We start from the raw sequence: 25,722 nt of genomic DNA, 5'->3' as shown, positions 1-25,722 counted from the left end.
GGGCCCATGCCACGCATCGTCACCGATCAGAAGACCCGAGTCGTCAGCGCCCCTGTCGCGGTCCTCGTCGCGATCCTCTCGGCCGGCTACATGCTGCCGTGGGCCATCGCCGCGGTGCGGGGCACCCACAACGCGTGGACCGTCTTCTGGGTCAACCTGCTCCTGGGCTGGACCGTCGTCGGCTGGATCGTCGCGCTGGTGATGTCGATCAGAGAGCACCGCATCCTGGCTGTGCGCTGACGACTCAGAACTGCGCCAGGTCGTCCATCATCTCGGTGGTGAGCCACTCGTCGGGGATGCCGAAGGCATCGACGAGGGTGCTGGCGTGGGGGCGCAGTTCGTCGCACAGCTCGTTGACCCTCGCGACGACTCCCTTGGCCTGGCCGGCACTGAGGCGACCGTGCTCGAGGTACCACGCGCGATTCTCCTCGACCGAGCTGAGGACGAAGAGGTCACATACCTTCTCCAGCAGATCCCGACCGGGACCCTGCGCGGCGTCATCGAGCGCGGTGACGAACGCCTCGAGGACCACTCGGTCCATGTGGGCGTGAGCGGCCTCGAGCAGGTGGTCCTGGGCGTCGTTGAAGACCCTGAACGAGTCACTCCCGTCATCCCCGGACCGTCGCAGCCTCATCGCCAGGGTCTCGGTCATGTGGGACTCCCGGTCCTCGAAGAGCGCGAGCTGCCCACCTCGGTCACGCAGTGCGTCGTCACCGTCGCGTCCGGGCGCGCCCGAGAGGAGGCGCTGGATGAGAGAGCCGCCGATGGTGTGCTCGATGACCGAGGTGCTCAGCTGCCTGGCGCCGAAGAGGATGGCGCCGGCGGTGTCCAGGTCGGCGAAATCGGCCTGGTAGTTGGTGAGCATCCCCTTGGCGACCAGCTGCAGGAGGATGGTGTTGTCGCCCTCGAAGGTGGCGAAGACGTCCGTGTCCGCCTTGAGGTCGGTGAAGCGGTTCGCGCTCATGTACCCCGCGCCGCCGCATGCCTCGCGGCAGGCTTGGATGGTGTCGGTCGCGTGCCAGGTCGTCACGGCCTTCAGCCCTGCAGCCCGAGCCTCGAGCTCGCGCTGGGCGTTCTCGCTCGACTCCGCGCCCACGGCGATGTCGTGCATCCGGGCGATGATGGCGTTCTGGGCCAGGGCAAGCGCATAGGAGCGAGCGAGCCGCGGGAGCAGCTTGCGCTGGTGGCCGCGGTAGTCCAAGATCACGACCTCGTGCTCGCCGTCCGGGTAGTGGAACTGGGTGCGATGGAGGCCGTACTCGATGGCGACCGCCAGGGCGCTGCGGGCGGCTGCCCCGGCCCCGGCACCGACAGTGATCCGACCGCGCACCAGAGTGCCGAGCATGGTGAAGAAGCGACGGTTCTTGCTCTCGATGGGGGAGGTGTAGTTTCCCTCGTCGTCGATGTCCCCGTACCGATTGAGCAGGTTCTGCCGGGGCACGCGGACCTGGTCGAACATCAAGCGGCCGTTGTCCACCCCGCGCAGGCCCATCTTGGGTCCGCAGTCGGTGATGGTCACGCCGGGCATCGCTCGCCCCTCCTCGTCTCTGATCGGCACGAGGACGCAGTGCACGCCATGGTCCTCGCCGGCGACGACCAGCTGGGCGAAGACGGCTGCCATCCGTGCGTCACGGGCGGCGCCCCCGATGTAGTCCTTGCGGGCCGCGGGCGAAGGGGAGTGGATGACGATCTCATCGGTCTCCGGGTCGTGCGTCGCGGTCGTCAGCAACGACTGCACGTCCGACCCGTGGCCGGTCTCGGTCATCGCGTAGGCACCCGGCAGGTCCAGCTGCAGTGCGTCCTGCAGGTGGGCATCGTGGTGGCGGGCGGTGCCGAGGTTGGAGATGGCGCCCCCGAAGAGGCCGAACTGGACCCCGGCCTTGATCATCACCGACAGGTCGCCGTGCCCCAGCATCTCCAGCCCGGTGATCGAGCCACCGAGATCACCGGTCCCACCCTGCTCCGGCGGGACGGCGCCGAGTACGAAGTCGCTGCCGGCCAGGGCCCGACACGCGTCCAGGGTCCGGGCGCGGTGCTCATCCAGACCGAGCTCGAGGGCGGGTACCGCCACGGGGAAGTCAGGGTCTGCTCGAAGGTGCTGCCGCACATCTGCCCAGCGACCGTCCAGGACGGTCCTGATCTGATCGGCGGCGGGATCCTTGGGCGACTCGGAAGTGACCATGTCCGCATCGTCGCAGATGGCGGTGACGGGCGGACAGGACAGGTTCCGACCGGCGATGTGACTCCCGGTGTCTCCTTCAGCACGAGTGCGAACCGGACAGTGTCGAGGCCGCGGATTCGAGCAGGTGCGGGACGAGCGGTCCGATCCGCTCGAAGCCGGCGCCGAGGGTCATGCCTTCGTCGTGCCGATGGCGGATCCCCTCGAAGATCGCCGCGATCTTGTAGAACGCGAACCCGAGGTACCAGTCGAGGTCGGTGAGATCGAGATCGCTCTCGCGGGCATAGGCTGCCGCGAGGACCTCACGACTCGGGTAGCCGGGGATGTCACCGGGATGGGCGGCTACGGGCGAGTCGAGCCCGCGCATCCCGTCCCACCAGATGAGTGCGGAGGCAACGTCGGCCAGCGGGTCTCCCCGGGTGGCCATCTCCCAGTCGAGCACGGCCACGACCTCATGTGCAGTGTCGACCACGACGTTGTCGAGGCGGTAGTCACCGTGCACGAGGCTGGCGCGTTGGGTGGTCGGCACGCGGTGGCGAAGGGAGGCTGCCACGTCCTCGAACCGCAGGTGGAGAGCGGAGTCGATCGTCGCCACCTGCCGCAGCCAGCGCTCGATCTGCCGTTCGAGATATCCGTCGGGACGGCCGAGGCCACCGAGGCCCACGTCGTGGGGATCAATCGCATGAAGGTCTGCCAGGCACCGCATGAGACGTCGGGAGAGTCCCTCGGGGTCGGTCAGGGCGGCGAGCTGCGGCTCCTCCCGCAGGACCTCGCCTTCGGCACACCCCATGATGAAGAAGGCGGAACCGAACACGGACTCGTCCTGGGCACGTGACAGGTACACCGGTCGGGGTACGGGAACGCGGGAGTGATGCAGTGCCTCGATCATGCGGTACTCCCGACCCATGTCGTGCGCCGTCTCGAGTATCGCTCCCAGGGGAGGACGCCGTAGAACCCACCGCCGTGTGCCGTCGGTGAGGAGGTAGGTGAGGTTGGAGCGGCCCCCGGAGATCAGCGATGCCTGTAGCCGAGCACCATCGATCTCGGGGACGCGCTCCGCGAGGATGCTGCCCAGGGTCGCCAGAGGCAGACCCGGGGGGTCACCCTCCCGGGTCTGCATCGACTCACCCACGCAGCTGCCTGCGCAGGATCTTGCCGGTGACGGTCTTCGGGAGGTCCTCGATGATCTCCAGGTGGCGGGGGTACTTGTACGCCGACATGCGTTCCCGGCAGTGTGCGATGAGGTCGTCCGGCTCCACGTGCTGCCCTTCACGCAGGCTGACGAAAGCCTTGACCGTCTCTCCGCGCTTCTCGTCCGGGACGCCCACGACCGCAGCCTCACGGACCGCGGGATGCTCGGCGAGTACGTCCTCGACCTCGCGCGGCCACACCTTGTAGCCGGATGCGTTGATCATGTCCTTCTTGCGGTCGACGATGAAGACCCAACCGTCCTCGTTCATGAAGCCGACGTCACCACTGCGCAGTGCACCGCCCGGGATCGATGCCGCGGTCTCCTCTGGTTTGCGCCAGTACCCGGCGACGACCTGGGGTCCTTCGGCGACGATCTCGCCGATCTCCCCCAGGGATACGTCGCTGCCGTCGTCATCGATGATGCGCACGGTCGTCGACTGAGCTGGGGCACCCACCGATAGAGCCCCTGACGCCGGGTCGACCGGTGATTCCGCACCAAAGGGGGTGAGGGTCATGGGGCTCGTCGTCTCCGTGAGGCCGTAGGCGTTGTGCACCTGGTGGCCGGTGGCCTCGCGGAAGCGACGCTCGGCTGCGGGCGAGATGGCAGCTCCACCCGAGTACACCGAGTCGAAGGACGAGAAGTGGTCCGCTGTGAAGTCGGGATGGTCGAGCAGTGCATTGAGAGCGGTGATCGCGCCGATCGTGCACGTCGGGCGGTGCCGCTCGAGCGCATCGAGGACGACACCGGCCTCAAAACGGTAGGCGAGCACCAAGGGCATCGGCGCCAGCATGCTGATGGCGATGTGCCCGATGAGACCCGTGATGTGGAAGAGCGGCGCCACCGCCATCACGGAGCCGCCCGGTGCGAATCTCGCGCCATCGCGGTAGATCATCGCGGTGAAGACGACGTTCCCGTGGGTGTTCATCGCGCCCTTGGGCTGACCGGTGGTCCCCGACGTGTATGTGAGGAACGCCGTGTCCTGGGCTGTGAGGGTCACCGGTGGAGGCACCTGCCCGCGGTGACGTTCGATGAACTCGGTCAAGTCGGTCGTGCCCTCGTGCCGGATGCGGGTCGTGTCGCCGAAGAGTCGCGGGTCGGCCTCCGTCTGGTACTCCAGCTCGCTCGTCGTCAGGACGAGCCGCACCGGTGAGTCAGGAACGACGTGGCGGGCGACCCCGTCGTACAAACCCTCCAGCGACAGGAGCACGGAAGCTCCCGAGTCGTCGAGGAGGTAGTGCAGTTCGCGCTCCCTGCTCATGGGGTTGATCGAGACGAGCATGCCGCCCGCCTTCCAGGCAGCGAGCATCGCGACGACGAACTGGGGGACGTTCTGGAGATAGACCGCCAGACGGTCGCCGGCGACGAAGCCTTCCGCAAGCAGTCCGCTGGCCAAGGCGTCGCTCTGCTCCTCGAGCTCGCGGCGACTGACCACGCCGTCGAAGTACCGGATGGCCTCACCGTCGGGGTCGGCCAGCAACCCCGCCCTGAACATGTCCAGGGCGGAGACGTACTCGGGCGCAATGGTGGCCGGTTTATCGCCGTACAGCGCGACCCACGGCTTCTCGTCATAGACGCTCATCACGACCTCACTTGATGACGAGGGGATTCACCGGCGAGCCACTGCCCTGCGAGACCTTGAGCGGCGCCGCGGCGTAGAACACGTCGTAGACGCCGTCCTGGGCGCTGTCGGCAGCCAGCTCCTCGAGGTCGACGATCTCGGTGAAGGCGACCCCCAAGTTGCGCATGAGCGCGTTGTGGAGCGTGAGCGCCACCCCGGTCTCCGGATCGGTGGTGACCTCGTTGGCGATGGTGTCCGTCACGAGGTTCGGGATCTCCATGTCCGCGAACCAATGCACCAGCTCCGGGCTGTAGATCAGGCCCGGCTCGCAGAAGTTCTCGTAGAACTCGTCGCCGACGTCGAAGAACTTCTGCAGGTAGTTCGTTCGGATGAGCAGGATGTCGCGCTTGCGGATCTCGACGCCCTGCTGCTTGGCGCACGCCACGAGGTCCTCGTGGGTGAACGTCTCGGCCGAGTCCAGGTAGTCCTTGTCCCGGAAGCGGGCCATGTCGAGCAGCACCGCCCGGCCGACGACCCCGCGGTCCGCGATCGGCTCGACGCTGGCCTTGTCCATCCCTCCGACCGTGGACCGCGCGTCGTAGCCGTTCCAGAGCTTGCCGTCGTACCAGACGTGACCGAGCGCGTCGTACTGCGTCGAGCCCTGCAGGAAGGCCTCGATCTTGTCGTCGGCGTAGTGCAGGCCACCGGGGAAGGCCGGGGCGTCTTCCGAGTCCCACGTTGATTCGTCCATGATCTGGGTCCGCACTGCGGGTTTGCGGCTGGGCCAGACCGGGTCGCCCTTGGGATCACCAATGAGCCGTTGGATGGGGAAGACCTTGCCGCTGCGGATGAGGCCGGCTGCGGCGATCACCTGCTCCGGTCCGAGGTAGTTCAGGCTACCGACCTCGTCGTCAGGGCCCCACTTGCCCCAGTTCGACGGGGCGTCCTTGAGCAGTTCGGTCAGGGACGGTGCGGTGTCGGTCATGGCTCCTCCTTGAGCATGATGCAACTAGAACAATCACTTGGTCGGGCAGTGACAAGACCACCGTGCTCTGGGCCGCTATTGTTGTCAACGACAATCTTGTTCAGGAATCCTGAAATAGTGAGTGAGGTCGACGTCGTGACTGACAGCGGTGGAACATCAGTTCACAGAGTGGTCCTCGGAGCGACCGTGCGAGACGTGCGGCGAGAGCGCGGGATGAGTGCGCGGCAACTCGCGCAGCAGCTCGCTGTGAGCGTCGGGACGCTCAGCGCCATCGAGAACGGCCGGGTCGGCACGTCCTCGGAGCGAGTGGTCGACCTCGCCGACGTCCTCGGCGTACGCGCCGATCGACTCCTTGCCGGGATCGCCGAGCCGATCCAGGATGGACGGTGGGAGCAGCTGGTGGATCCGGTGGTGCTCGCCGGGGCCGGAGGGTGGCGACGCTTCGAACCGCTCGACCTCGACCCGGCGTTGCGGGGTGCCCTGGCGTCCTTCCTGGAGTTCGGCTACCACGGCTCCACGATGCGTGGGATCGCCGAGCGGGCAGGGCTGTCGGTGGCCGGCCTCTACCACTACTACGCGGGCAAGCAGCAGCTACTCGTCGCGATCCTCGACCGGACCATGGGCGAACTCCAGCAGCGGACGTCTGCTGCCCGCCATGGGGCCAGCGACCCCTGGACCCGTTTTGCCCATTTGGTCGAGTGTCAAGTGCTCTTCCACAGCCATCGCCGTGAGCTGGGATTCATCGGCGCCACCGAGATGCGCAGCCTCGCCGCCCCGGCGCGAGGTCGCATCGCTGAGATGCGAAGGGAGGAGCAGTCCCGAGTCGATGCGGAGACCGTTGCGGCATGCCGGGCCGGGGTCTTCCGCACGCCGCAGCCGAAGGAGGCCGCTCGCGCCGTCGTGACGTTGTGCACGGCGATCCCGCAGTGGTACCGGCGTGCGGGCCCGTCCACGCCGGAGGAGATCGCCCAGTGGTATGTCGACTTCGCCCTCGACCTGGTCCAGTGTGACCCGGCCGTCCGGCCTCGCCATGGCTGACTCCTGACGCGAGCCCACATCCGACGACGTGCCGCAGGCGAGTCAAGGGTGGGAAGCGGTCAGGTGGCCGGACGCGTCCAGGCGATCTTGATGCCCGACCACGCGAGGTTGGTCAGCTGCTCGGTCAGCTGCTCGCGGGTGAAGTCGCCGGCCGACCCGGCCAGCCAGGCGTCGGCGCCGGCGCGGACGAGCCCCACGAGGGACTGTCCCCACAGCCGGGCCGGAGCCGGGTCATTGCCCCGGTCGACGAGGGCCGCCGAGATCAGCTCACTGATCTGCCCCGCCATCTTGCCGGTGGCCGTTGCAACGGCCTCGGCAGCGTTGCCGGACTTCCCGCTGCCGACGATCGGGGCGGAGACGATGAAGCGGTAGAGCTCAGGATCGCGCTCGACCAACATCAGGTAGGCGTCGATCGCAGCCCGGATCACCGCGCGGGGGTCCACCTCGAAGGCGTCGAGACTGCCTCCCTTCACCCCCTTCGCCACGCCCTGGCCGAGCGCCGTGCCGATGTCGCGCAGGATCAGCTCGTCCACACGATCGGCCACGGCCTGGTACAGGCCGTGACGATCGCTGAAGTGCCGGTAGAAGACCGTCTTGGAGGTCGCGGCACCTGCGGCCAGCTCGTCCATGCCGACAGTGGCGCCCCGGCTGCGGATGGTCCGGATCGCCGACTCGACCAGCTCCTTGCGGCGCTGTTGCCGGTGGACCTCCCAGCGGGCGCTGCGTCCGTCGGTGGTGGTACTCACACTGGAGGACGGTAGCAGGTACTGCGAGTACCTGCTACCGTCCGTATCGTATAATTCGTGTGGGATTCCTCGGCGACGAGCGGATCGCACACACACCCAACTCACGACCAGGAGACCCGGAGTGGCCAACAACCAGCCCCGCCGTGCCGCTGTCCTCGGTGGCAACCGCATCCCCTTCATGCGCCAGTTCGGCCCCTACGCCGAGGCGTCCAACCAGGACATGTTCACCGCCGCCCTGGACGGGCTCGTCGCCCGGTACAACCTCGGCGGCAAGCACATCGACGAGGTCGCCGGCGGTGCCGTCATCAAGCACTCCCGCGACTTCAACCTCATCCGTGAGTCGGTCCTGGGCTCAGCGCTCGCACCGACGACGTCGGCCTACGACCTCCAGCAGGCGTGCGGCACGGGCCTGGAGGCCGCGCTCCTGGTGAGCAACAAGATCAAGCTCGGTCAGATCGAGTCCGGCATCGCCGGTGGTGTCGACACCGCGTCCGACGCGCCCATCACCGTCAGCGAGAAGCTGCGCACCAAGCTGCTCAAGGCGAACCGGGCGAAGGGGACCGCCAACCAGCTCAAGGCCATCGCCGCGATCCGTCCGACCGACCTGGGCATCGCCTTCCCCGGCAACTCGGAGCCGCGGACCGGCCTGTCCATGGGTGACCACATGGCCATCACGGCCAAGAAGTGGGGCATCACCCGCGAGGCGCAGGACGAGCTGACCGCCAAGAGCCACCAGAACATGGCCCGCGCCTATGACGAGGGCTTCAACGACGACCTCATGACCAGCTTCATGGGGCAGTCGCGTGACCAGAACCTGCGTCCCGACTCGTCGATGGAGAAGCTCGCGAAGCTCAAGCCGGTCTTCGGCAAGGGCGATGACGCGACCATGACCGCCGGCAACTCCACGCCGCTGTCCGACGGCGCCTCGACCGTCCTCCTCGGATCCGAGGAGTGGGCCGCCGAGCAGGGCCTGACCCCGCTCGCCTGGTTCGTCGACGGCCAGTCCGCTGCGGTGGACTACGTCCACGGTGCCGAAGGCCTGCTCATGGCGCCGGCCTACGCCATCCCGCGCATGCTCGAGCGCAACGGTCTGGCCCTGCAGGACTTCGACTACTACGAGATCCACGAGGCCTTCGCGTCGACCGTGCTCTCCACGCTGAAGGCCTGGGAGGACGAGTCCTGGTGCCGCGAGAAGCTCGGGCGCGACTCCGCCCTGGGCTCGATCGACCGCGACAAGCTCAACGTCAACGGCTCCTCGCTCGCCGCGGGCCACCCCTTCGCCGCCACCGGTGGTCGCATCACTGCCGCCATGGCGAAGCTGCTCCACGCCAAGGGCCCGGGCAGCCGCGGTCTGATCTCCATCTGCGCCGCAGGCGGACAGGGCGTCGTGGCCATCCTCGAGGGCGCCTGAGCCCTCCCCGAAGCGAATCAAGGAGAACCCCATGGGATTCGAGTACGGCAAGTTCGTCAGCTCCGGTCTGGGCAAGCAGATCGCCAACACCCTCGGCCTGCCCCGGCCGACCACCCTGCGTCGCCACACGGCAGGCGCCCCGCTCATCAACGGCGCGGTGCTCCTCGACGGTCACGGTGACGCCCCCGTCGCCACGGCGCTGACCCAGGTGCTGTCCGCGGACGGCATCCAGATCGCCACCTCACCCTCGACCTCCGTCGCGGGGGTCATCGTCGACATGACGCAGGTGGAGACCCCGGCCGACCTCGAGACGCTGCGCGGCATCCTGTCGCCGGCGCTGAAGACGCTGGCCCCGACCGGCCGCGTCATCGTCATCGGCCGTCCGGTCGAGGACGCCGAGGACGTCGCCCAGACAGCGGCCCGGCGTGCCCTGGAGGGAATCGTGCGATCGGTCGGCAAGGAGATGCGTGCTGGTGGCACGGCCAACATGGTCCACGTCGCCGAGGGCGCGGAGGCCGACGCCGAGGCGACCATCCGCTTCCTCCTCTCCGGTCGCTCGGCCTACGTCTCCGCCCAGGTCATCGACGTGGGCGAGCGGGTCGGTGACGTCGTCGCGCCGGCCAGCTGGGACGTCCCGCTGGCCGACAAGGTCGCCGTCGTCACCGGCGCCGCCCGCGGCATCGGCGCAGCCATCGCGCAGACCCTCGCCCGCGACGGTGCCACCGTCGTGTGCGTGGACATCCCCGCCGCCGGAGGCCCGCTCGCCGACGTCGCCAACAGCATCGGTGGCTCGGCCCTCCAGCTCGACGTCACGGCAGAGGACGCCGGCGCCAAGATCGTCGACCACGCACAGAGCCTGCACGGCGGATTCGACATCGTCGTGCACAACGCGGGCATCACCCGTGACAAGCTCCTGGTCAACACCGACGCCGACCGCTGGGGCTCGGTCCTCAACGTCAACCTGCAGTCCATCCTGCGGATGAACGAGACGCTCATCCCGGCCATCAACGAGGGCGGCCACATCGTCAACATCTCCTCGATCGCCGGCATCGCCGGCAACCGGGGCCAGGTGAACTACGGCGCGAGCAAGGCCGGCGTCATCGGGATGACGAAGAGTCTGGCCGAGGACCCGCAGGTCGTCGCCAAGGGCATCACCGTCAACGCCGTCGCCCCGGGCTTCATCGAGACCGAGATGACCGCGAAGGTGCCCCTCGCCACGCGCGAGGTCGGTCGCCTGACCAACTCCCTGTCGCAGGGTGGCCTGCCGGTGGACGTCGCCGAGACCATCGGTTGGTTCTCCTGGGACGCCAACCGCGCCGTGACCGGCAACGTCGTGCGCGTCTGCGGCCAGATGATCCTGGGGGCCTGATGGCACTCGAGACCCTCACGTCCGTCCCCGCGCTGGGCGCGATCTATGCGAAGGCGGCCCTACCCTCCGTGCCGGGTATGGGGCCGAAGACCACGGGAGAGCTGCCGGAGCGCTCGCTGCGCCTGACCGGGCACCAGGTCGACCGGCACGATCTGCTGGAGTACGAGCGGATCTGTGGCTTCAACAACTCCGACGTGCTGCCACACACCTATCCGCACGTCGTCGGGTTCCCCCTGCAGATGGAGCTGATGTCCCGAAAGGACTTCCCCCTGCCACTCATGGGGCTGGTCCACCTCGAGAACGTCATCACGGTCCACCGTGAGGTCCGCTTCGAGGAGGAGCTCGACATCACCGTGACCGCGCAGCACCTGCGCGACCACCCCAAGGGAACGGTCGTCGACCTCGTCACCGAGGTGGACGTCGCGGGGGAGCGGGTCTGGGAAGGGCGCTCGACGTACCTGTCCCGAGGGCGCGGTGACGCCGAGGCCACCCGAGGGGAGCAGCCCCCTTCGATCCCGACGGGTGCCGCTGCCGCGAAGTGGAGCCTGCCGGCCGACCTCGGACGCACCTACGGGTTCGCCTCGGGCGACATCAACCCGATCCACATGAGCGCGCCCACGGCCAAGGTGATGGGCTTCCCGCAGGCCATCGCCCACGGCATGTGGACCTACGCGCGCACGCTCGCCGCCGTCGGCTCGGTCACCAGCGGTCCGGGCACGAGCCATGTGTGGTTCTTCAAGCCGGTCCTGCTGCCGGGCAAGGTCGACTTCGTCATCGACAAGGACGACCAGGGCGGCTCCGTCGTCGCGGGCCTGCGCAACTCCCGCAAGCCGGCAACAGAGCACCTCGTGCTCACCCTGTCCTGACGACACGTCGAGGCCCGTGTCCCCACGCAGGGGCACGGGCCCTCGACTGCCACCCGGGTGACCGCTCGGCGCTCGGGAGTGATGTACGTCACAGCAACGTGGGATGCTCGAGTCATGGCACACGGAGACATCACCCACATCGACATCCCGGTCGCGGACATGGACGCGGCCAGCGCCTTCTACAGCGGCCTCTTCGGCTGGCAGATCGCCGAGATCCCCGGTTTCGAGGGGTACCCCATGTGGCAGGCGCCGAACAAGATCAGCGGTGGTGGCCTGGCCCCGCGCGAGGACGGGTTCACCCACCCGCGCTCCTACGTGGAGGTCGACTCCATCGACGATGTCCTGACGCAGGCCACCGTCTCCGGTGGTTCGGTCGTGATGGAGAAGTCACAGATCTCTCAGACGAGCTGGTTCGCCGTGCTCGCCGACCCGGACGGCAACCACATCGGGCTGTACGAGGGCACGACATAGACCTGACGAGCGCCCCGCGCCGGACGTGTGGCGTGCGGCCTCACGGTCCGGTGGTGGCTGACACCGGGTCGCCGGTGTGCACCGTGCCCGGTACCAGCACCTCGGCATCCAGGCCGAAGGGGAGCTCGCCCACCGGGCGGGGCCGGCCCGCCAGGGTTGCGAGGTGGCGGGTGTCCATCGTCCCCGTGCCCGTGTTGATGTCGATGACGCGGCACCGGGGGAGCATGGAGCGCACCCGGATGAGCGCCTCCCCGACGGCGAGTTGCGTCCCGGGCTCCGGGAGCCGCGCGGAGTCGAGCGTGAAGGTCGCCCGGAACCGAGCCGGATCGGTCTCACCGAGCTCGGCGATCTCGCCGGTGCTGACCAGGCTCACCGACCCGGCGTAGACGACCTCCCCGGGCCGGGTCACCCGGGCCAGCCGCACCGATCGACCGAGGTGGTCCCCGAGCTGCTCGGCGTGGGGGGAGTCCTGCAGCTCGACCCGGGCCTCCCGGCCCCAGTACTCGAAGGCCAGCTGCTCCCCGGTGGGCCGTGGAGCAGCGGCGACCACGCCCCCTTCGGGCGTGGTGGTCGTGAGCGCGGTGCCGTCCCAGCCGGCCTCCACGAGTACCAGGCGCGGGTGCTCCACGGTGCGCAGCACCCGGCCCTCGGTCGGGTCGACGAGGCAGAAGAGCCGGTCGCCGACCGGGCCACCCTGCTCGAGTCGCACGGAGGTCTGCGCGGCGTGCCGCGCACCCTTGAGCACGGCGAGACCGATCCGGGAGACACGCATGCGGCCCAGTCAACCAGCGACGATAGAGTTCGTGGGTACCCACTCGGGACCCCAACCGTTACCGACCCAGGAGAATCATCGTGCCTGCCCAGATCACCATCACCGTCGCCGGAGACGAGCGATCGGTGGCCCAGGGCACGACGGCGGCGGAGATCTTCCAGGACGAGCGGGCAGTCCTCGTCGCCCGTGTCGGCGGCGAGTTGCGCGACCTGGCCCACGTCCTGTCCGACGGCGACGTCGTCGAAGGGATCACGGCTGCGGACCAGGACGGTCTCGACGTCCTGCGTCACTCGTGCGCCCACGTGCTCGCGCAGGCCGTCCAGCAGATCCACCCGAAGGCCAAGCTCGGCATCGGTCCGCCCATCCGGGACGGCTTCTACTACGACTTCGACGTCGAGGAGCCGTTCACCCCCGAGGACCTGAAGGCCCTCGAGAAGGCGATGCAGAAGATCATCAACGAGGGACAGACCTTCCACCGTCGCGAGATCAGCGACGAGGCCGCCCTGGCGGAGTTGTCCGACGAGCCGTACAAGTGCGAGCTGATCGGGCTGAAGGGTGCAGGGGAGGAGGATCCGGAGTCCTATGGTGAGGGCGCCAGCGTCGAGGTCGGCGGCGCCCAGCTGACGATCTACGACAACCTGCGCCGCGACGGCTCCGTGGCGTGGGGGGACCTGTGCCGCGGACCCCACATCCCGAGCACCAAGCTACTCGGCAATGCCTTCAAGGTGATGCGTTCGGCTGCCGCCTACTGGCGCGGATCGGAGAAGAACCCGCAGCTGCAGCGCATCTACGGCACCGCCTGGCCGACGAAGGCCGAGCTGAAGGAGTACCTCGACCGCCTGGCCGAGGCGGAGAAGCGCGACCACCGCAAGCTCGGTCGTGAGCTCGACCTCTACTCCTTCCCGGACGAGATCGGCTCCGGTCTTCCCGTCTTCCACCCCAAGGGCGGCGTCATCAAGCGGGAGATGGAGGACTACGTCCGCCGTCGTCACATCGAGGAGGGCTTCGAGTACGTAGGCACCCCGCACATCGCCAAGGAGGGGCTGTTCCACACCTCCGGGCACCTGCCCTACTACGGCGAAGGGATGTTCGCCCCCCTCGACGTCGACGGCATGGACTACCGCCTCAAGGCGATGAACTGCCCGATGCACAACCTCATCTACCGCTCCAAGCAGCGTTCCTATCGTGAGTTGCCGCTGCGTCTCTTCGAGTTCGGGCACGTCTACCGGCACGAGAAGTCCGGTGTCATCCACGGCCTGACGCGTGTGCGCGGCTTCGCCCAGGACGACAGCCACTCCTACGTCACCAAGGAGCAGGCGCCCGACGAGATCCGTCACCTGCTCGACTTCGTCCTCGGCCTGCTGCGGGACTTCGGTCTCGACGACTTCTACCTCGAGCTGTCCACACGGGACGACGAAGGGGAGTCGAGCACCAAGTTCATCGGTTCCGACGAGGACTGGGCCGAGGCGACCGCGGTGCTCGAGCAGGTCTGCTCCGAGACCGGTCTGGAGCTCGTGCCCGACCCGGGCGGCGCCGCCTACTACGGTCCCAAGGTGTCCGTGCAGGCGCGGGACGCCATCGGCCGCACCTGGCAGATGAGCACGATCCAGTACGACTTCAACCAGCCCTCCCCGGACCGGTTCGCCCTCGAGTACCAGGCGGCGGACGGCTCCCGCCAGCAGCCGGTGATGATCCACTCGGCGAAGTTCGGCTCGATCGAGCGCTTCATCGGTGTCCTCGTCGAGCACTACGCCGGGGCCTTCCCCGTGTGGCTGAGCCCCGTCCAGGTGCTCGGGGTCCCCGTCGCCGAGGAGTACAACGACTACCTCTGGGACGTGCTGTCGCAGATGCGGGCCAAGGGTATCCGAGTCGAGCTCGACGAGAGCGACGACCGCTTCCCCAAGAAGATCCGCAACGCGAGCAAGGCCAAGGTACCCTTCACCCTCATCGCGGGTGAGGAGGACCGAGGCAACAACGCCGTCTCCTTCCGCTACCGCGACGGGTCGCAGGAGAACGGTGTGCCGATCGGGGCGGCGATCGCCAAGGTGCTCGCCGCCATCGAGGGCAAGGGTCAGGTCACCTCCGCGCCGGCGAGCGACTGAGCATGACCGATCCCCGCGAGAGCCCCATGGAGGACGAGCGCTCCTTCGTCGGCGTCCCGGACGGTTTCGACCGCCTGTGGACGCCGCACCGGATGGCCTACGTCACCGGAGAGCGCCCGAGCGAGGACGCGGGGGACGGGTGTCCCTTCTGCGTCGCGCCGGACAAGGAGGACGCGGAAGGCCTGGTCGTCCACCGCGGCCGGAGCTGCTTCGTCGTGATGAACCTCTTCCCGTACAACGCCGGTCACGTCCTCGTCTGCCCCTACCGGCACGTCTCCCTCTACATCGACCTCACCGACGAGGAGACGGCCGAGTTCACGGCGCTGACCAAGGCTGCGATCCGCGCCATGCAGGAGGCCTCGTCGCCGCACGGCTTCAACATCGGGATGAACCAGGGCGCGGTCGCAGGGGCGGGCGTCGCCGCACACCTGCACCAGCACGTGATCCCGCGCTGGGGTGGAGACATGAACTTCCTGCCGATCATCGCCCAGACCAAGGCGCTGCCGATCCTCCTGGAGGACGCGCGCACGGCGCTGGTGCGAGCCTGGCCGACCGACTGACGCGACGTGCCCACCGGGCGGCGTCGGTCACCCGTACGGCGCATATACCCTGTTGTCCCGAGATGCTGAATCGATACGCGCGCGCGACCTTCACCCGGATCCTCACTCCCGTGGCGAAGGTGTTGCTGCGTCTGGGCATCAGCCCCGATGTCGTCACCGTCATCGGCACACTGGGCGTCTCGCTCGGTGCCCTGATCTTCTTCCCCCGGGGTGAGCTGTTCATCGGGGTCCTGGTCATCACGGCGTTCGTCTTCTCCGACACCGTCGACGGGATCATGGCCCGCCAGCTGGAGCGCTCGGGCAACTGGGGCGCCTTCCTCGACTCGACGCTCGACCGGATGGGCGACGCAGCGGTCTTCGCGGGTCTGGCGATCTGGTTCTTCCAGGGCGGTGACGACCGGGTCATGGCCTGGCTCGCCCTGGCCTGCCTCGTGCTGGGCAGCCTCGTCTCCTATGCCCGGGCCCGGGCCGAGGGTCTGGGCATGCGCGCCGACGTCGGCATCGCCGAGCGGGCCGACCGTCTGGTGGCCGCGCTGGTGACGGCGGGGCTGGTCGGCCTGGGCCTGCCCGAGGTCGTGCTCAAGGTCGTCCTCGGGCTGCTGGCCCTGGCCAGCTTCGTCACTGTCGTCCAGCGGGTCCTGTACGTGCGCCAGCAAGCCCGTGCATCGTCCTCGCCCGCGACCTCGTGACCCGGTTGCGGGAACGGCTCACCGTCCTGGCCTTCCTCCTGGCGTGGCGGCTGCTCCGCCTGATCCCGGCACGACTGGCCTACCGTCTCTTCGACGTCGCGGCAGACCGCACCACGGCAGCGGACGGGACCTCCGTGCGCAGGCTGCGGGACAACTACGCCCGGGTCCGTCCCGACCTGACCGAGCAGGAGCTGCAGGACACCACGGCGAAGGGGGTCCGCGCCGCCCTTCGCTACTACGTGGAGGCCTTCCGCCTCCCGTCGGTCCATGGCGATGACGTCGACCGCCTCGTGCGCTGGGAGGGCGCGATGCCCCAGCTGAAGGCCGAGCTGCTCGCCGGACGGCCGGTGCTCTGCTTCCTCGGGCACACCGGCAACTGGGATCTCGCCGGAGTCTGGTGCGCCCGACACCTCGGGCCCGTGGTCACGGTCGCCGAGCGGCTCGAGCCCGAGGAGATGTTCCGCGCCTTCCTCGACTACCGGGAAGGTCTGGGCATGCGGATCCTGCCGGCGCAGAAGGGCACCTTCGACGTCCTGCGTGCCCAGCTCGACACCGGTGAGCCGGTCGTCATGCCGCTGCTCGCGGACCGGGACCTGTCGACCACCGGCGTCGAGGTGCAGCTGTGCGGTCACGCCGCCCGGATGGCCGCGGGACCCGCCGCCCTCGCCGTCGAGAGTGGCTACCGGCTCCATCCCGTCACCTTGCGCCACGAGCGCGTCGGTCGGGACTGGGGGATGGTCATCACGATCCACGACGCCGTCGAGGTCCCGCCCGCGGGAACGCCGGAGGCGGTCACGCAGGTGACGCAGTCGTGCGCCGACGCCTTCGGGGCAGCCATCTCGGAGCACCCCCAGGACTGGCACATGATGCAGCGGGTCTTCGTCGACGACCTGGCCGCCGGCACCGATGACCGACGGACTGCGGCATGAGGGTCGGCCTCGTCAGCCCCTACTCCTTCGACGTGCCCGGGGGAGTGCAGTTCCACATCCGCGACCTGGCCGAGTACCTGCGAGCGGCCGGGCACCATGCCAGCGTGCTGGCGCCAGCGGACGAGGGCACCGAGCTGCCCGACTACGTCGTGCCGGCCGGTCGGGCGGTGCCGATCCGTTACAACGGATCGACCGCGCGACTGCTCTTCGGTCCGGTGGCGGCGGCGAAGGTGGGCCGGTGGCTCGAGGACGGCGACTTCGACGTCCTGCACATCCATGAACCGCTCGCGCCCAGCCTGTCGATGCTCGCCCTCTGGGCCGCGGAGGTGCCGGTCGTCGCGACCTTCCACACCTCGAACGTGCGCTCCCGCGTCATGCAGGCGGCCTCCCCCCTGCTGCGCCCCTCGCTGGAGAAGATCCACGCTCGGATCGCCGTCTCCGAGGACGCGCGTCGCACCGTGACGACGCACCTCGGCGGGGACGCCGTCGTCATCCCCAACGGCGTCAACACGTCGGCCTTTGCCGGCGCCGACCGACGGCCGCAGTGGAGCGGAGGGCCGGGGCGGCCGACCCTCGTCTTCCTCGGGCGTATCGACGAGCCGCGCAAGGGCCTGCTCGTCCTGGCCGAGGCGATGCCCCGGATCCTGGACGAGATCCCGGGAGCACGCCTGCTCGTCATCGGGCCGGGGGGAGCGCAGGCCGCGCGGGCGCGACTTCCGGAGCGGGTGGCCGAGGCCACCGAGTTCCTCGGGGCGCTGTCCGAGGTGGACAAGGCGAGCGCCCTCGCCTCGGCCGACCTCTACATCGCTCCGCACACCGGCGGGGAGAGCTTCGGGATCGTGCTCGTCGAGGCCATGGCCGCCGGCGCCCCGGTGCTCGCGAGCGACCTCGCCGCCTTCCAGCGCGTCCTCGACGGTGGGCGAACCGGGATGGCGGGAGCGACCTTCGCGACCGGCCGTCCCGACGACCTGGCCGACCAGGCGGTGGATCTGCTGGCCGACCCGGACCGCCGACGCGCCCTCGGCGATCTCGGGCGCGAGCGGGCCGCGGCCTTCGACTGGGACGTCGTGGCCGAGGAGATCCACGCCGTGTACGAGACCGTCGTCGACGCCGGGCCACCACGCCAGGAGGTCACCCGCCTGCGGCCGGGCCGCGGTCACGCAGGAGGAGGCGGATGAGCACCCTCGCCTGGGTCGCCGTCGCCGCCGCCGTCGGCGTGCTGCTGCTCCTCGCGTGGTACCTCTCCTACAGTGCCGCCCGTCTGGATCGACTGCACGCGAAGGTCGAGGGAGCCCTGTCCGCTCTCGACGCCCAGGTCGTGCGCCGGGCGGAAGCCACCCTCGAGCTCGCCAACAGCGGTGCCCTCGACCCTGCGACCGCTCTGCTGCTCGTCGGGGCGGCGAGCGGATCGCTCGAGCGCGTCAACGAGCACACCTTCGCCGGCGATCCGCTCGAGGGGCAGCACTTCGCCGGGCGCGAAGGGGTCGAGAGCGAGCTGACCGAGGTGATCCACGCGGCGTTGCCCCCCGAGGTCGCCGTGGACATCGAGGCGTCCAGCGGACCCGGCGCTGCTGCCCTGGGTCGACTGCGTGCGGCCGGTCTGCGCGTGCAGCTGGCCCGTCGGTTCCACAACGACGCGGTCAAGGAGGTGCAGCGGGTCCGCGCCAAGCCGGTCGTGCGCCTCTTCCGTCTCGCCGGCCACGCGGTGCTGCCGCAGACCGTGGAGTTCGACGACGCCCTGATCCACGGCTGAGGGGTACGGGTCAGCTCAGCCCGCCGCGTGCACGGCATCGGCGAGGTCGTTGGCGAGGGCGGCCGCGTCCTCCTCGCCCAGGTCGTGCACGGTCAGCCGCAGGTGGCGGGAGCGCTCGTCGGTCTGCTCGAGCCGGAACTCGTCGCCGGTGCGAACCAACCAACCCCGCCGCGTGAGTCGATCAGCGACCTCCCGTGCCGCGACGGGCAGCGTGACCCACAGGCTCATCCCGTCGCCCGCCTCGGTCGGCAGGCCCCGGGCCGTGAGCAGGTCGGCGAATGACCCGTTCCGCTCGGCGTAGTGCGCACCCGCCTGCTCGATCAGCGCCAGGGCGGCCGGGTCGCTCATGACCGAGTGGGTGATCCGTTGCAGCAGGTGGCTGACCCAGGTGGTGCCCGGTCGCAGGCGCATCTCCAGACGCGCGGCGGTATCCGCATCGGAGGCCATCACCGCCAGGCACATGTCCGGACCGGCGAACTTCGAGACCGAGCGCACCAGGGCCCAACGCTGGTGGTCGGGGCCGATGATCGAGTGGAAGGGCTGGCGGGAGAGGTAGGAGAAGTAGTCGTCCTGGACCACGAGGACGTACGGGTGCTCGGCGAGGACCTCCCTCAGGTCCGCGGCGCGACGGGCGCTCAGCGACGCGCCGGTGGGGTTCTGCGCCCGGGGGGTGCTCACGACGGCCCGGACACCCTGGTCGAGGGCATCGCGCAGTCCCTCGACCGTCATGCCCTCGGCGTCGACGGGGACCGGCACGGCGCGATATCCGCCGAGCTGGGCGAGGTGGATGCTGGCCAGGAAGCACGGGTCCTCGAGGGCGACCGTGTCGTCACGCAGCAAGGCCTGGGCCAGGAGCCGCTCGACGGCGTCGACCGCCCCACTGGTGAGGGTCAGGTGCAGGTCCTGCGTCTGCGTGGGGACATCGGGCGCGATCCACTGCTGTGCCCATGCCTTGAGACCGGGGTCGATCACGGGCTCGCCGTAGAGCACCGGTCGCCGCCCCGCGGCCGTCGCCAGCGCCGGCCCCAGGTCGGGGATCCAGCGCGGATCGGGGTTGCCGTTGCCCACGTCGCGCAGGGGCCCGGCAGCGGCGAAACCCTCCTGCGGCACGCGTGATCGCTGCGCGACCCGGGTGCCGGCCCGGCCCTGCGACACGACGACCCCGGAGCGGGCCAACGTGCGATAGGCGGCGACGGCTGTGTTGCGGTTGACGCCGAGCTGCTCGGCGAGGGCCCGCACAGGCGGCAGCGTCTCGCCGGGAGAGAGGTGGCCACGCTCGACGAGACCACGCACGCTGTCGGCGATCTGCGCCGCCGTGCCGCCGATGATCAGCGTTGCTGCCTTGGTACCCACGCGAGCGAGTCTAGGTGGCTTCCCGCTGTTCGCGGGCACCGACGAGAGTTTGACCTGTGCCGTGGTAATTTATGGCCTAGATCAAACAACTAGGTCGTGCGCACGCGACCGGGACGAGGAGTGAGTCATGAGCAGTGCCACCACCGGGACCGGGACGGCGCGCGTCAAGCGCGGCATGGCCGAGATGCTCAAGGGCGGGGTGATCATGGACGTGGTCACCCCCGAGCAGGCGAAGATCGCCGAGGACGCCGGCGCGGTCGCCGTCATGGCGCTCGAGCGCGTGCCCGCCGACATCCGTGCCCAGGGCGGCGTGTCCCGGATGAGCGACCCGGACATGATCGAGGGAATCGTCAACACCGTCTCCATCCCCGTGATGGCCAAGGCGCGCATCGGCCACTTCGTGGAGGCGCAGGTGCTGCAGTCGCTCGGTGTCGACTACGTCGACGAGTCCGAGGTGCTCACCCCGGCCGACTACACCAACCACATCGACAAGTGGAATTTCACCGTCCCCTTCGTCTGCGGTGCCACGAATCTCGGCGAGGCCCTGCGCCGCATCACCGAGGGCGCGGCGATGATCCGCTCGAAGGGGGAGGCCGGCACCGGTGACGTCTCCAACGCGACGACGCACATGCGCTCGATCCGCTCCGAGATCAATCGGATCGCCTCCCTGCCCGAGGACGAGCTCTTCGTCGCGGCCAAGGAGCTGCAGGCCCCCTTCGACCTGGTCAAGGAGGTCGCGACCCACGGCAAGCTGCCGGTCGTGCTCTTCACCGCAGGTGGCATCGCCACCCCGGCCGACGCCGCGATGATGATGCAGCTCGGGGCCGAGGGCGTCTTCGTCGGGTCGGGCATCTTCAAGGCCGGCAACCCTGCCGAGCGTGCCGAGGCGATCGTCAAGGCGACGACCTTCCACGACGACCCGGACACCCTCGCCAAGGTCTCCCGCGGCCTGGGCGAGGCCATGGTCGGCATCACCGTCGACGAGATCCCGCAGCCGCACCGGCTCGCCGAGCGCGGCTGGTGACCGGGGCCGGATCAGGCCCCGGTGCCGCCGGGCGGGGCCGAAGTCGGGAAGGGGTCGTCGCCGGAGCCATCCGACGACGAGCCGGTGCGCTCGACTGCCTCCGTGACCTTCTCCCCGGCCTTGTGGCCGAGGTCGTCAGCAGCCCGGCGGGCCTGCTGGGCCTTGTCCTTCACGCGTGGGTCGCGCCGCAGCCGCTGCACCTGGGCGGCCATGCGGTCGTACTTCTCACGTCCGGCCCGGGTTCCGAGCACGTAGCCGATCCCTGCACCAACCAACAGCGACATCTTGCGCATGGGGACCTCCACAGTCCGTTCGTCACGGCATGCCACGCCTCTCGTGGCCGCTGGTCAGGACCTACCCGGTTCGGTCGGTCCGGAAACGGGTACGAGGTAGGGCCCCGCCACGTGCGTCCTGTCGTTGGTGCCGCATGACATCCGCTCCGCTCGGGTCGTCGGTGCCCGGCGCTCGCCCGCGAATCGGCGTTCTTGCCGTCCAGGGAGACGTGCGAGAGCACCGGGCCGCCCTCGAGTCGTCGGGAGCGACCGCCACCCCTGTGCGCCGCCCCGAGGAGCTCGCCGAGGTGGACGCCCTGGTGATCCCCGGCGGTGAGTCGACGACGATCGACAAACTGACCCGGACCTTCGGGCTGCGTGACCCCCTTCGCTCCCGGATCGCCGACGGGATGCCGGTGTACGGCAGCTGCGCCGGGATGATCCTGCTGGCCGACCGGATCCTCGACGGCCACCGCGACCAGCAGACTCTCGGGGGGCTGGACATCACCGTCCGGCGCAATGCCTTCGGCCGGCAGGTCGACTCCCACGAGTGCGACCTCGAGGTTCGTGGCGTGGAGGGTGGTCCGGTGCGGGCGGTCTTCATCCGCGCCCCATGGGTCGAGGAGTGGGGAGATGGTGTGGAGGTGCTCGCGGCAGTCGGGGCGAAGGGGGAGACCCGCCCGGTCGTCGTGCGCCAGGGCCCTCTGCTGGCGACCAGCTTCCACCCCGAGGTCACCGGTGACCACCGGGTGCACCGGCTCTTCGTCGCAATGGCCGGGCCCGCCTGACACCCATCGCCGAGCGGGCGGGGCAGGACCGGGGCCGCGGCGACCACGGCGCGTAGGATCGACGATCGGACCATCCACCAGCCACCCGAGGAGACCTACGTGTCCGGCCACTCCAAGTGGGCAACCACGAAGCACAAGAAGGCGGCGATCGACGCCAAGCGCGGCAAGCTCTTCGCCAAGCTGATCAAGTACATCGAGGTGGCTGCCCGTACGGGTGGCGGTGACCCGGCCGGCAACCCGACGCTCTACGACGCCATCCAGAAGGCGAAGAAGAACTCCGTCCCCAACGACAACATCGACCGCGCGGTCAAGCGCGGCTCGGGGGCCGAGGCCGGTGGCTCCAACTGGGAGGCCATCACCTACGAGGGATATGCCCCGGGCGGGGTCGCCGTGCTCATCGAGTGCCTCACCGACAACAAGAACCGGGCGGCCACCGAGGTCCGGACCGCGCTCAGCCGCAACGGTGGCAACCTCGCCGACCCGAACTCCGTGGCATATCTCTTCAACCGTCGCGGTGTCGTGATGGTCCCCAAGGCCGAGAAGAGCGACGAGGAGCTGCTCGAGATCGTCCTGGAGGCCGGCGCCGAGGAGATCAACGACTACGGCGAGTCCTGGCAGATCGTCTCCGAGGCGACGAACTTCGTCGACGTGCGCACCGCGCTGCAGGAGGCGGACGTCGACTACGACTCCGCCGAGGCAGTCTTCCTCCCCAGCCTGGAGGTCCCGCTCGACCTCGACGGGGCGAAGAAGATGATCCGGGTCGTCGAGGCACTCGAGGACAGCGACGACGTGCAGAACGTCTACACCAATGGGGACGTCTCCGACGAGGTCCTGGAGCAGCTTGACGCCGAGGAGTGACCGGCGTGTCGGCGGTCGTCACGCGGCCGCCGACACGTAGTCTTCGACTAGAACAGGTGTTCTAAGCGGCGTGGTCAGGAGACGCGCTGCCGTCGGATCGAGGAGGGTGCACGTGCGCGTGCTCGGCGTGGACCCGGGACTGACCCGGTGCGGCCTCGGAGTCGTCGACGGCCGGGCCCGTGACCTGCGCATGGTTGCCGTCGGCGTCGTGCGCACCAGCGCGCAGCGCTCCCCGGGGGACCGGCTCGTCTACATCCAGGACCAGCTCGACTCGTGGGTGGACCGATTCGAGCCCGACGCGATCGCCCTGGAGCGGGTCTACGCTGCCGACCACGTGCCCACCGTCATGACCACCGCCCAGGTGAGCGGCCTCGTCCTGCTTGCCGGGGCACGCCGCGGACTCCCGGTCGTGCTCCACACGCCGACCGAGGTCAAGGCCGCGGTCACCGGGTCCGGGCGCGCCGACAAGGCGCAGGTGGCCACCATGGTCACGCGCATCCTCACCCTCGACGAGGCTCCCCGGCCGGCGGACGCGGCCGACGCCCTCGCCCTGGCCATCTGCCACCAGTGGCGGGGCGCCGGTCAGGCTCGACGCGAGCTCGCAGCTGCCGGCGAGAGAGCCCGCCAGCGGGCGGTGGCGGCCCGATGATCGCCTCGGTACGCGGGGTCGCCGGCCACGTCGGACTGGATCGCATCGTGGTCGACGTCCACGGCGTCGGTCTGCTGGTGCACACGCCACCCGCCGTGGCCGCCGGCTGCCGCCACGGGGCAGAGGTGGAGCTGGCGACGAGCATGGTCGTGCGCGAGGACTCGATGACCCTCTACGGTTTCTCCGCAGCGGGGGAGCGCGACACCTTCGAGCTGGCACAGACGGTCACCGGGGTCGGGCCCCGCGTGGCCATGGCGCTGCTGTCGGTGCTCAGCCCCGAGGAGCTGTCGGCGGCCGTGGCCGCCGACGACATCGCGACGCTGACGAAGGTGCCGGGCATCGGCAAGAAGGGCGCGGAGCGCATTGCCCTCGAGCTGCGCGGCAAGCTGCCCGAGGTCCCCGGGGCGAGGGCGACGAAGGCACCCGCTGGTGCCGGGGGATGGCACGACCAGGTCACCGAGGCCCTGGTCGGGCTCGGCTACTCGAGCAGGCAGTCCACGGACGCGGTGGACAAGGTCTCCCGCGAGGGCGGCGACGATGACGGACCTGCTGACGTGTCCACAGCACTCAAGGCGGCCCTGCAGGTGCTCGCGCGATGAGCGATGGCTTCAGCTCCGAGATCCGTGTGGCCGAGGACGACCCCCGGGAAGGCGACGGGTCCTACGACGCGACCGCCCGGATCGTCGATGCCGGGAGCACGGACGACGACGGGGTCGTCGAGGCCGCGCTGCGACCGCGTAGGCTCGCCGACTTCCCCGGCCAGCCGAAGGTGCGCGACCAGCTCGGGCTCGTCCTCGAGGCCGCCCGCCGACGCGGCTCGCCCCCGGATCACGTCCTGCTCTCCGGCCCTCCCGGTCTGGGCAAGACCACGTTGGCGATGATCGTCGCGGCCGAGCTCGAGCAGCCGATCCGGGTCACCTCCGGCCCCGCGATCCAGCACGCCGGTGACCTGGCCTCCGTCCTGTCCTCGCTGACCGAGGGGGAGGTGCTCTTCTTCGACGAGATCCACCGCATGTCACGTCCCGCCGAGGAGATGCTCTACCTCGCGATGGAGGACTTCCGGGTGGACGTCATCGTCGGCAAGGGCCCGGGTGCCACCGCCATCCCGCTGGAGCTGCCCCCCTTCACCGTCGTGGGCGCGACCACCCGGGCAGGACTGCTGCCGGCGCCGCTGCGAGACCGCTTCGGCTTCACCGGTCACCTCGACTTCTACGACGATGCCGACCTGGAGAAGATCCTCGCCCGCAGCGCAGGCCTGCTCGAGGTCGAGTCGGACGGGGATGCCCTGGCCGAGATCGCCCGGCGCTCCCGCGGGACCCCGCGCGTGGCCAACCGGCTGCTGCGACGGGTGCGGGACTGGGCCCAGGTGCACGGCACCGGCCGGGTCGGGCTCGATGCGGCCCACCGGGCACTGGCCCTCTTCGACGTCGACGAGATCGGTCTGGACCGCCTTGATCGGGCCGTCCTGGACGCCCTGTGCCGTCGCTTCGGTGGGGGGCCGGTCGGCCTGTCCACCCTCGCGGTCTCCGTCGGGGAGGAGACGGACACCGTGGAGACGGTGGCCGAGCCCTACCTGGTGCGACAGGGCTACATCGTGCGCAGCCCCCGGGGGCGCCTGGCGACGCCCGCGGCCTGGCAGCACCTCGACCTGAGCCCTCCGGCAGGGGCACAGACCCCCCTTCCCCTGCCTGACGACCCTGAGGCCGGACGCCTCGGATGACGCCGCGCGGAACCCCGTCACCGGCCTACCCGTTGGTCACGGCGGTGGCCTGATTAGACTCGGCCATTGGCTCGGGGCCTCCCGAGCCACTGTGACGTCGACCTGACCGATCGGTCCCGACCCAGGAAGTCCCACTCATGAACCAAGGCTCGCAGACCGCCAGCCTGCTCCTGCTCATCCTCCCGCTGCTGCTCATCGGCTTCATGCTCTACTCCGCCAGGAAGCGGCAGCGCACCATGGCGCAGTTCTCCGCATCCCTGCAGGTGGGGGACGAGGTCTTCACGACCTCGGGGATCCTCGGCCGGATCACCGACCTCGATGAGGACCGGGTTCGCCTCGAAGTCGCCCCGGGAACGATCCTCACCCTCGACCGTCGGGCGATCGGGATGAAGGCCGAGACCGGCACCCAGACGTCGACCGACAACGGGCAGGACTGAC

The 25,722-nt window shown here is 69.5% G+C and carries 27 protein-coding genes; 19 read left to right on the top strand and 8 right to left on the bottom strand.

The window, feature by feature from the left end:
• Window positions 1-6: 6 nt before the first annotated feature.
• Window positions 7-240, top strand: coding sequence for a superinfection immunity protein (locus BJY20_RS00635; protein ID WP_185989751.1), 234 nt, complete (start codon window positions 7-9; stop codon window positions 238-240).
• A 4-nt stretch (window positions 241-244) separates the two neighbouring features.
• Here the strand turns inward: BJY20_RS00635 and BJY20_RS00630 are convergent, their stop codons facing one another.
• From BJY20_RS00630 to BJY20_RS00615, 4 genes are all read right to left on the bottom strand, one after another.
• Entirely contained in the window at window positions 245-2,182 is a 1,938-nt protein-coding gene (locus tag BJY20_RS00630) for an acyl-CoA dehydrogenase family protein (RefSeq protein ID WP_185989750.1), read from the bottom strand.
• A gap of 76 nt (window positions 2,183-2,258) precedes the next feature.
• Window positions 2,259-3,299, bottom strand: coding sequence for a phosphotransferase family protein (locus tag BJY20_RS00625; RefSeq protein WP_185989749.1), 1,041 nt, complete (start codon window positions 3,297-3,299; stop codon window positions 2,259-2,261).
• Between the two features lie 4 nt (window positions 3,300-3,303).
• Entirely contained in the window at window positions 3,304-4,950 is a 1,647-nt protein-coding gene (locus tag BJY20_RS00620; protein ID WP_185989748.1) for a class I adenylate-forming enzyme family protein, read from the bottom strand.
• A gap of 7 nt (window positions 4,951-4,957) precedes the next feature.
• On the bottom strand, window positions 4,958-5,914 hold the full coding sequence (locus BJY20_RS00615; protein WP_185989747.1) for a cyclase family protein: 957 nt from the start codon (window positions 5,912-5,914) through the stop codon (window positions 4,958-4,960).
• Window positions 5,915-5,929: 15 nt separating this feature from the next.
• Between BJY20_RS00615 and BJY20_RS00610 the strand changes: the two genes are divergently transcribed.
• On the top strand, window positions 5,930-6,952 hold the full coding sequence (locus BJY20_RS00610; RefSeq protein WP_343062719.1) for a TetR-type transcription factor C-terminal domain-containing protein: 1,023 nt from the start codon (window positions 5,930-5,932) through the stop codon (window positions 6,950-6,952).
• Between the two features lie 59 nt (window positions 6,953-7,011).
• Here BJY20_RS00610 and BJY20_RS00605 read toward each other — a convergent pair whose 3' ends face one another.
• Window positions 7,012-7,698 carry a TetR/AcrR family transcriptional regulator gene (locus BJY20_RS00605; protein WP_343062718.1) on the bottom strand — a complete coding sequence of 229 codons (687 nt, stop codon included), beginning with the start codon at window positions 7,696-7,698 and terminating at the stop codon, window positions 7,012-7,014.
• Window positions 7,699-7,819: 121 nt separating this feature from the next.
• On the opposite strand from BJY20_RS00605, the gene BJY20_RS00600 reads away from it, so the two are divergent.
• The 4 genes from BJY20_RS00600 to BJY20_RS00585 all read left to right on the top strand — a co-directional run bounded on the left by BJY20_RS00600 (window position 7,820) and on the right by BJY20_RS00585 (window position 11,815).
• Entirely contained in the window at window positions 7,820-9,109 is a 1,290-nt protein-coding gene (locus tag BJY20_RS00600) for an acetyl-CoA C-acetyltransferase (protein ID WP_185989744.1), read from the top strand.
• A gap of 31 nt (window positions 9,110-9,140) precedes the next feature.
• A complete protein-coding gene (locus BJY20_RS00595) occupies window positions 9,141-10,478 on the top strand; it encodes a 3-oxoacyl-ACP reductase (protein ID WP_185989743.1) in 1,338 nt (445 codons plus the stop codon).
• On the top strand, window positions 10,478-11,344 hold the full coding sequence (locus tag BJY20_RS00590) for a MaoC family dehydratase (RefSeq protein WP_185989742.1): 867 nt from the start codon (window positions 10,478-10,480) through the stop codon (window positions 11,342-11,344). The genes BJY20_RS00595 and BJY20_RS00590 overlap by 1 nt, the downstream gene beginning before the upstream one ends.
• 114 nt (window positions 11,345-11,458) lie before the next feature.
• Window positions 11,459-11,815 carry a VOC family protein gene (locus BJY20_RS00585; RefSeq protein WP_185989741.1) on the top strand — a complete coding sequence of 119 codons (357 nt, stop codon included), beginning with the start codon at window positions 11,459-11,461 and terminating at the stop codon, window positions 11,813-11,815.
• A gap of 40 nt (window positions 11,816-11,855) precedes the next feature.
• Here BJY20_RS00585 and BJY20_RS00580 read toward each other — a convergent pair whose 3' ends face one another.
• Complete coding sequence (locus BJY20_RS00580) at window positions 11,856-12,587, bottom strand: MOSC domain-containing protein (RefSeq protein ID WP_185989740.1); 732 nt, start codon at window positions 12,585-12,587, stop codon at window positions 11,856-11,858.
• An 80-nt stretch (window positions 12,588-12,667) separates the two neighbouring features.
• Here BJY20_RS00580 and thrS point away from each other — a divergent pair, with 80 nt between their 5' ends.
• From thrS to BJY20_RS00550, 6 genes are all read left to right on the top strand, one after another.
• Window positions 12,668-14,689 carry a threonine--tRNA ligase gene (gene thrS, locus BJY20_RS00575; RefSeq protein ID WP_185989739.1) on the top strand — a complete coding sequence of 674 codons (2,022 nt, stop codon included), beginning with the start codon at window positions 12,668-12,670 and terminating at the stop codon, window positions 14,687-14,689.
• Window positions 14,690-14,691: 2 nt separating this feature from the next.
• Window positions 14,692-15,249 (top strand): HIT family protein, encoded by a 558-nt coding sequence (locus tag BJY20_RS00570; protein WP_185989738.1) that lies wholly within the window; start codon window positions 14,692-14,694, stop codon window positions 15,247-15,249.
• A gap of 62 nt (window positions 15,250-15,311) precedes the next feature.
• On the top strand, window positions 15,312-15,938 hold the full coding sequence (gene pgsA / locus BJY20_RS00565) for a phosphatidylinositol phosphate synthase (protein ID WP_185989737.1): 627 nt from the start codon (window positions 15,312-15,314) through the stop codon (window positions 15,936-15,938).
• On the top strand, window positions 15,935-16,867 hold the full coding sequence (locus BJY20_RS00560; RefSeq protein WP_185989736.1) for a phosphatidylinositol mannoside acyltransferase: 933 nt from the start codon (window positions 15,935-15,937) through the stop codon (window positions 16,865-16,867). The genes pgsA and BJY20_RS00560 overlap by 4 nt, the downstream gene beginning before the upstream one ends.
• A complete protein-coding gene (locus BJY20_RS00555; protein ID WP_185989735.1) occupies window positions 16,864-18,045 on the top strand; it encodes a glycosyltransferase family 4 protein in 1,182 nt (393 codons plus the stop codon). The genes BJY20_RS00560 and BJY20_RS00555 overlap by 4 nt, the downstream gene beginning before the upstream one ends.
• A complete protein-coding gene (locus BJY20_RS00550) occupies window positions 18,042-18,620 on the top strand; it encodes a hypothetical protein (protein WP_185989734.1) in 579 nt (192 codons plus the stop codon). The genes BJY20_RS00555 and BJY20_RS00550 overlap by 4 nt, the downstream gene beginning before the upstream one ends.
• Before the next feature lie 15 nt (window positions 18,621-18,635).
• On the opposite strand, the gene BJY20_RS00545 is transcribed toward BJY20_RS00550, so the two are convergent.
• The gene (locus BJY20_RS00545; protein WP_185989733.1) at window positions 18,636-19,973 is read right to left on the bottom strand and encodes an aminotransferase class I/II-fold pyridoxal phosphate-dependent enzyme; all 1,338 of its coding nucleotides are present in this window, start codon (window positions 19,971-19,973) and stop codon (window positions 18,636-18,638) included.
• A gap of 127 nt (window positions 19,974-20,100) precedes the next feature.
• On the opposite strand from BJY20_RS00545, the gene pdxS reads away from it, so the two are divergent.
• On the top strand, window positions 20,101-20,997 hold the full coding sequence (gene pdxS / locus BJY20_RS00540; protein WP_185989732.1) for a pyridoxal 5'-phosphate synthase lyase subunit PdxS: 897 nt from the start codon (window positions 20,101-20,103) through the stop codon (window positions 20,995-20,997).
• Window positions 20,998-21,008: 11 nt separating this feature from the next.
• On the opposite strand, the gene BJY20_RS00535 is transcribed toward pdxS, so the two are convergent.
• A complete protein-coding gene (locus BJY20_RS00535) occupies window positions 21,009-21,290 on the bottom strand; it encodes a YtxH domain-containing protein (protein ID WP_185989731.1) in 282 nt (93 codons plus the stop codon).
• A gap of 134 nt (window positions 21,291-21,424) precedes the next feature.
• On the opposite strand from BJY20_RS00535, the gene pdxT reads away from it, so the two are divergent.
• The 6 genes from pdxT to yajC all read left to right on the top strand — a co-directional run bounded on the left by pdxT (window position 21,425) and on the right by yajC (window position 25,721).
• Entirely contained in the window at window positions 21,425-22,057 is a 633-nt protein-coding gene (pdxT, locus tag BJY20_RS00530) for a pyridoxal 5'-phosphate synthase glutaminase subunit PdxT (protein ID WP_185989730.1), read from the top strand.
• A 99-nt stretch (window positions 22,058-22,156) separates the two neighbouring features.
• Entirely contained in the window at window positions 22,157-22,915 is a 759-nt protein-coding gene (locus BJY20_RS00525) for a YebC/PmpR family DNA-binding transcriptional regulator (protein ID WP_185989729.1), read from the top strand.
• Window positions 22,916-23,027: 112 nt separating this feature from the next.
• Entirely contained in the window at window positions 23,028-23,564 is a 537-nt protein-coding gene (ruvC, locus tag BJY20_RS00520; protein ID WP_185989728.1) for a crossover junction endodeoxyribonuclease RuvC, read from the top strand.
• On the top strand, window positions 23,561-24,163 hold the full coding sequence (gene ruvA / locus BJY20_RS00515; protein WP_185989727.1) for a Holliday junction branch migration protein RuvA: 603 nt from the start codon (window positions 23,561-23,563) through the stop codon (window positions 24,161-24,163). Before ruvC ends, ruvA begins: the two co-directional genes overlap by 4 nt.
• Window positions 24,160-25,284 (top strand): Holliday junction branch migration DNA helicase RuvB, encoded by a 1,125-nt coding sequence (gene ruvB / locus BJY20_RS00510; protein ID WP_185989726.1) that lies wholly within the window; start codon window positions 24,160-24,162, stop codon window positions 25,282-25,284. Before ruvA ends, ruvB begins: the two co-directional genes overlap by 4 nt.
• 137 nt (window positions 25,285-25,421) lie before the next feature.
• Entirely contained in the window at window positions 25,422-25,721 is a 300-nt protein-coding gene (yajC, locus tag BJY20_RS00505; RefSeq protein ID WP_185989725.1) for a preprotein translocase subunit YajC, read from the top strand.
• Window position 25,722 lies beyond the last annotated feature (1 nt).

Origin of the sequence: Janibacter cremeus (assembly GCF_013409205.1) — a bacterium.
Classification (GTDB): domain Bacteria; phylum Actinomycetota; class Actinomycetes; order Actinomycetales; family Dermatophilaceae; genus Janibacter; species Janibacter cremeus.
Note: the sequence above shows the minus strand (reverse complement) of the source record. Positions and strands in the feature narration are given on the sequence as shown.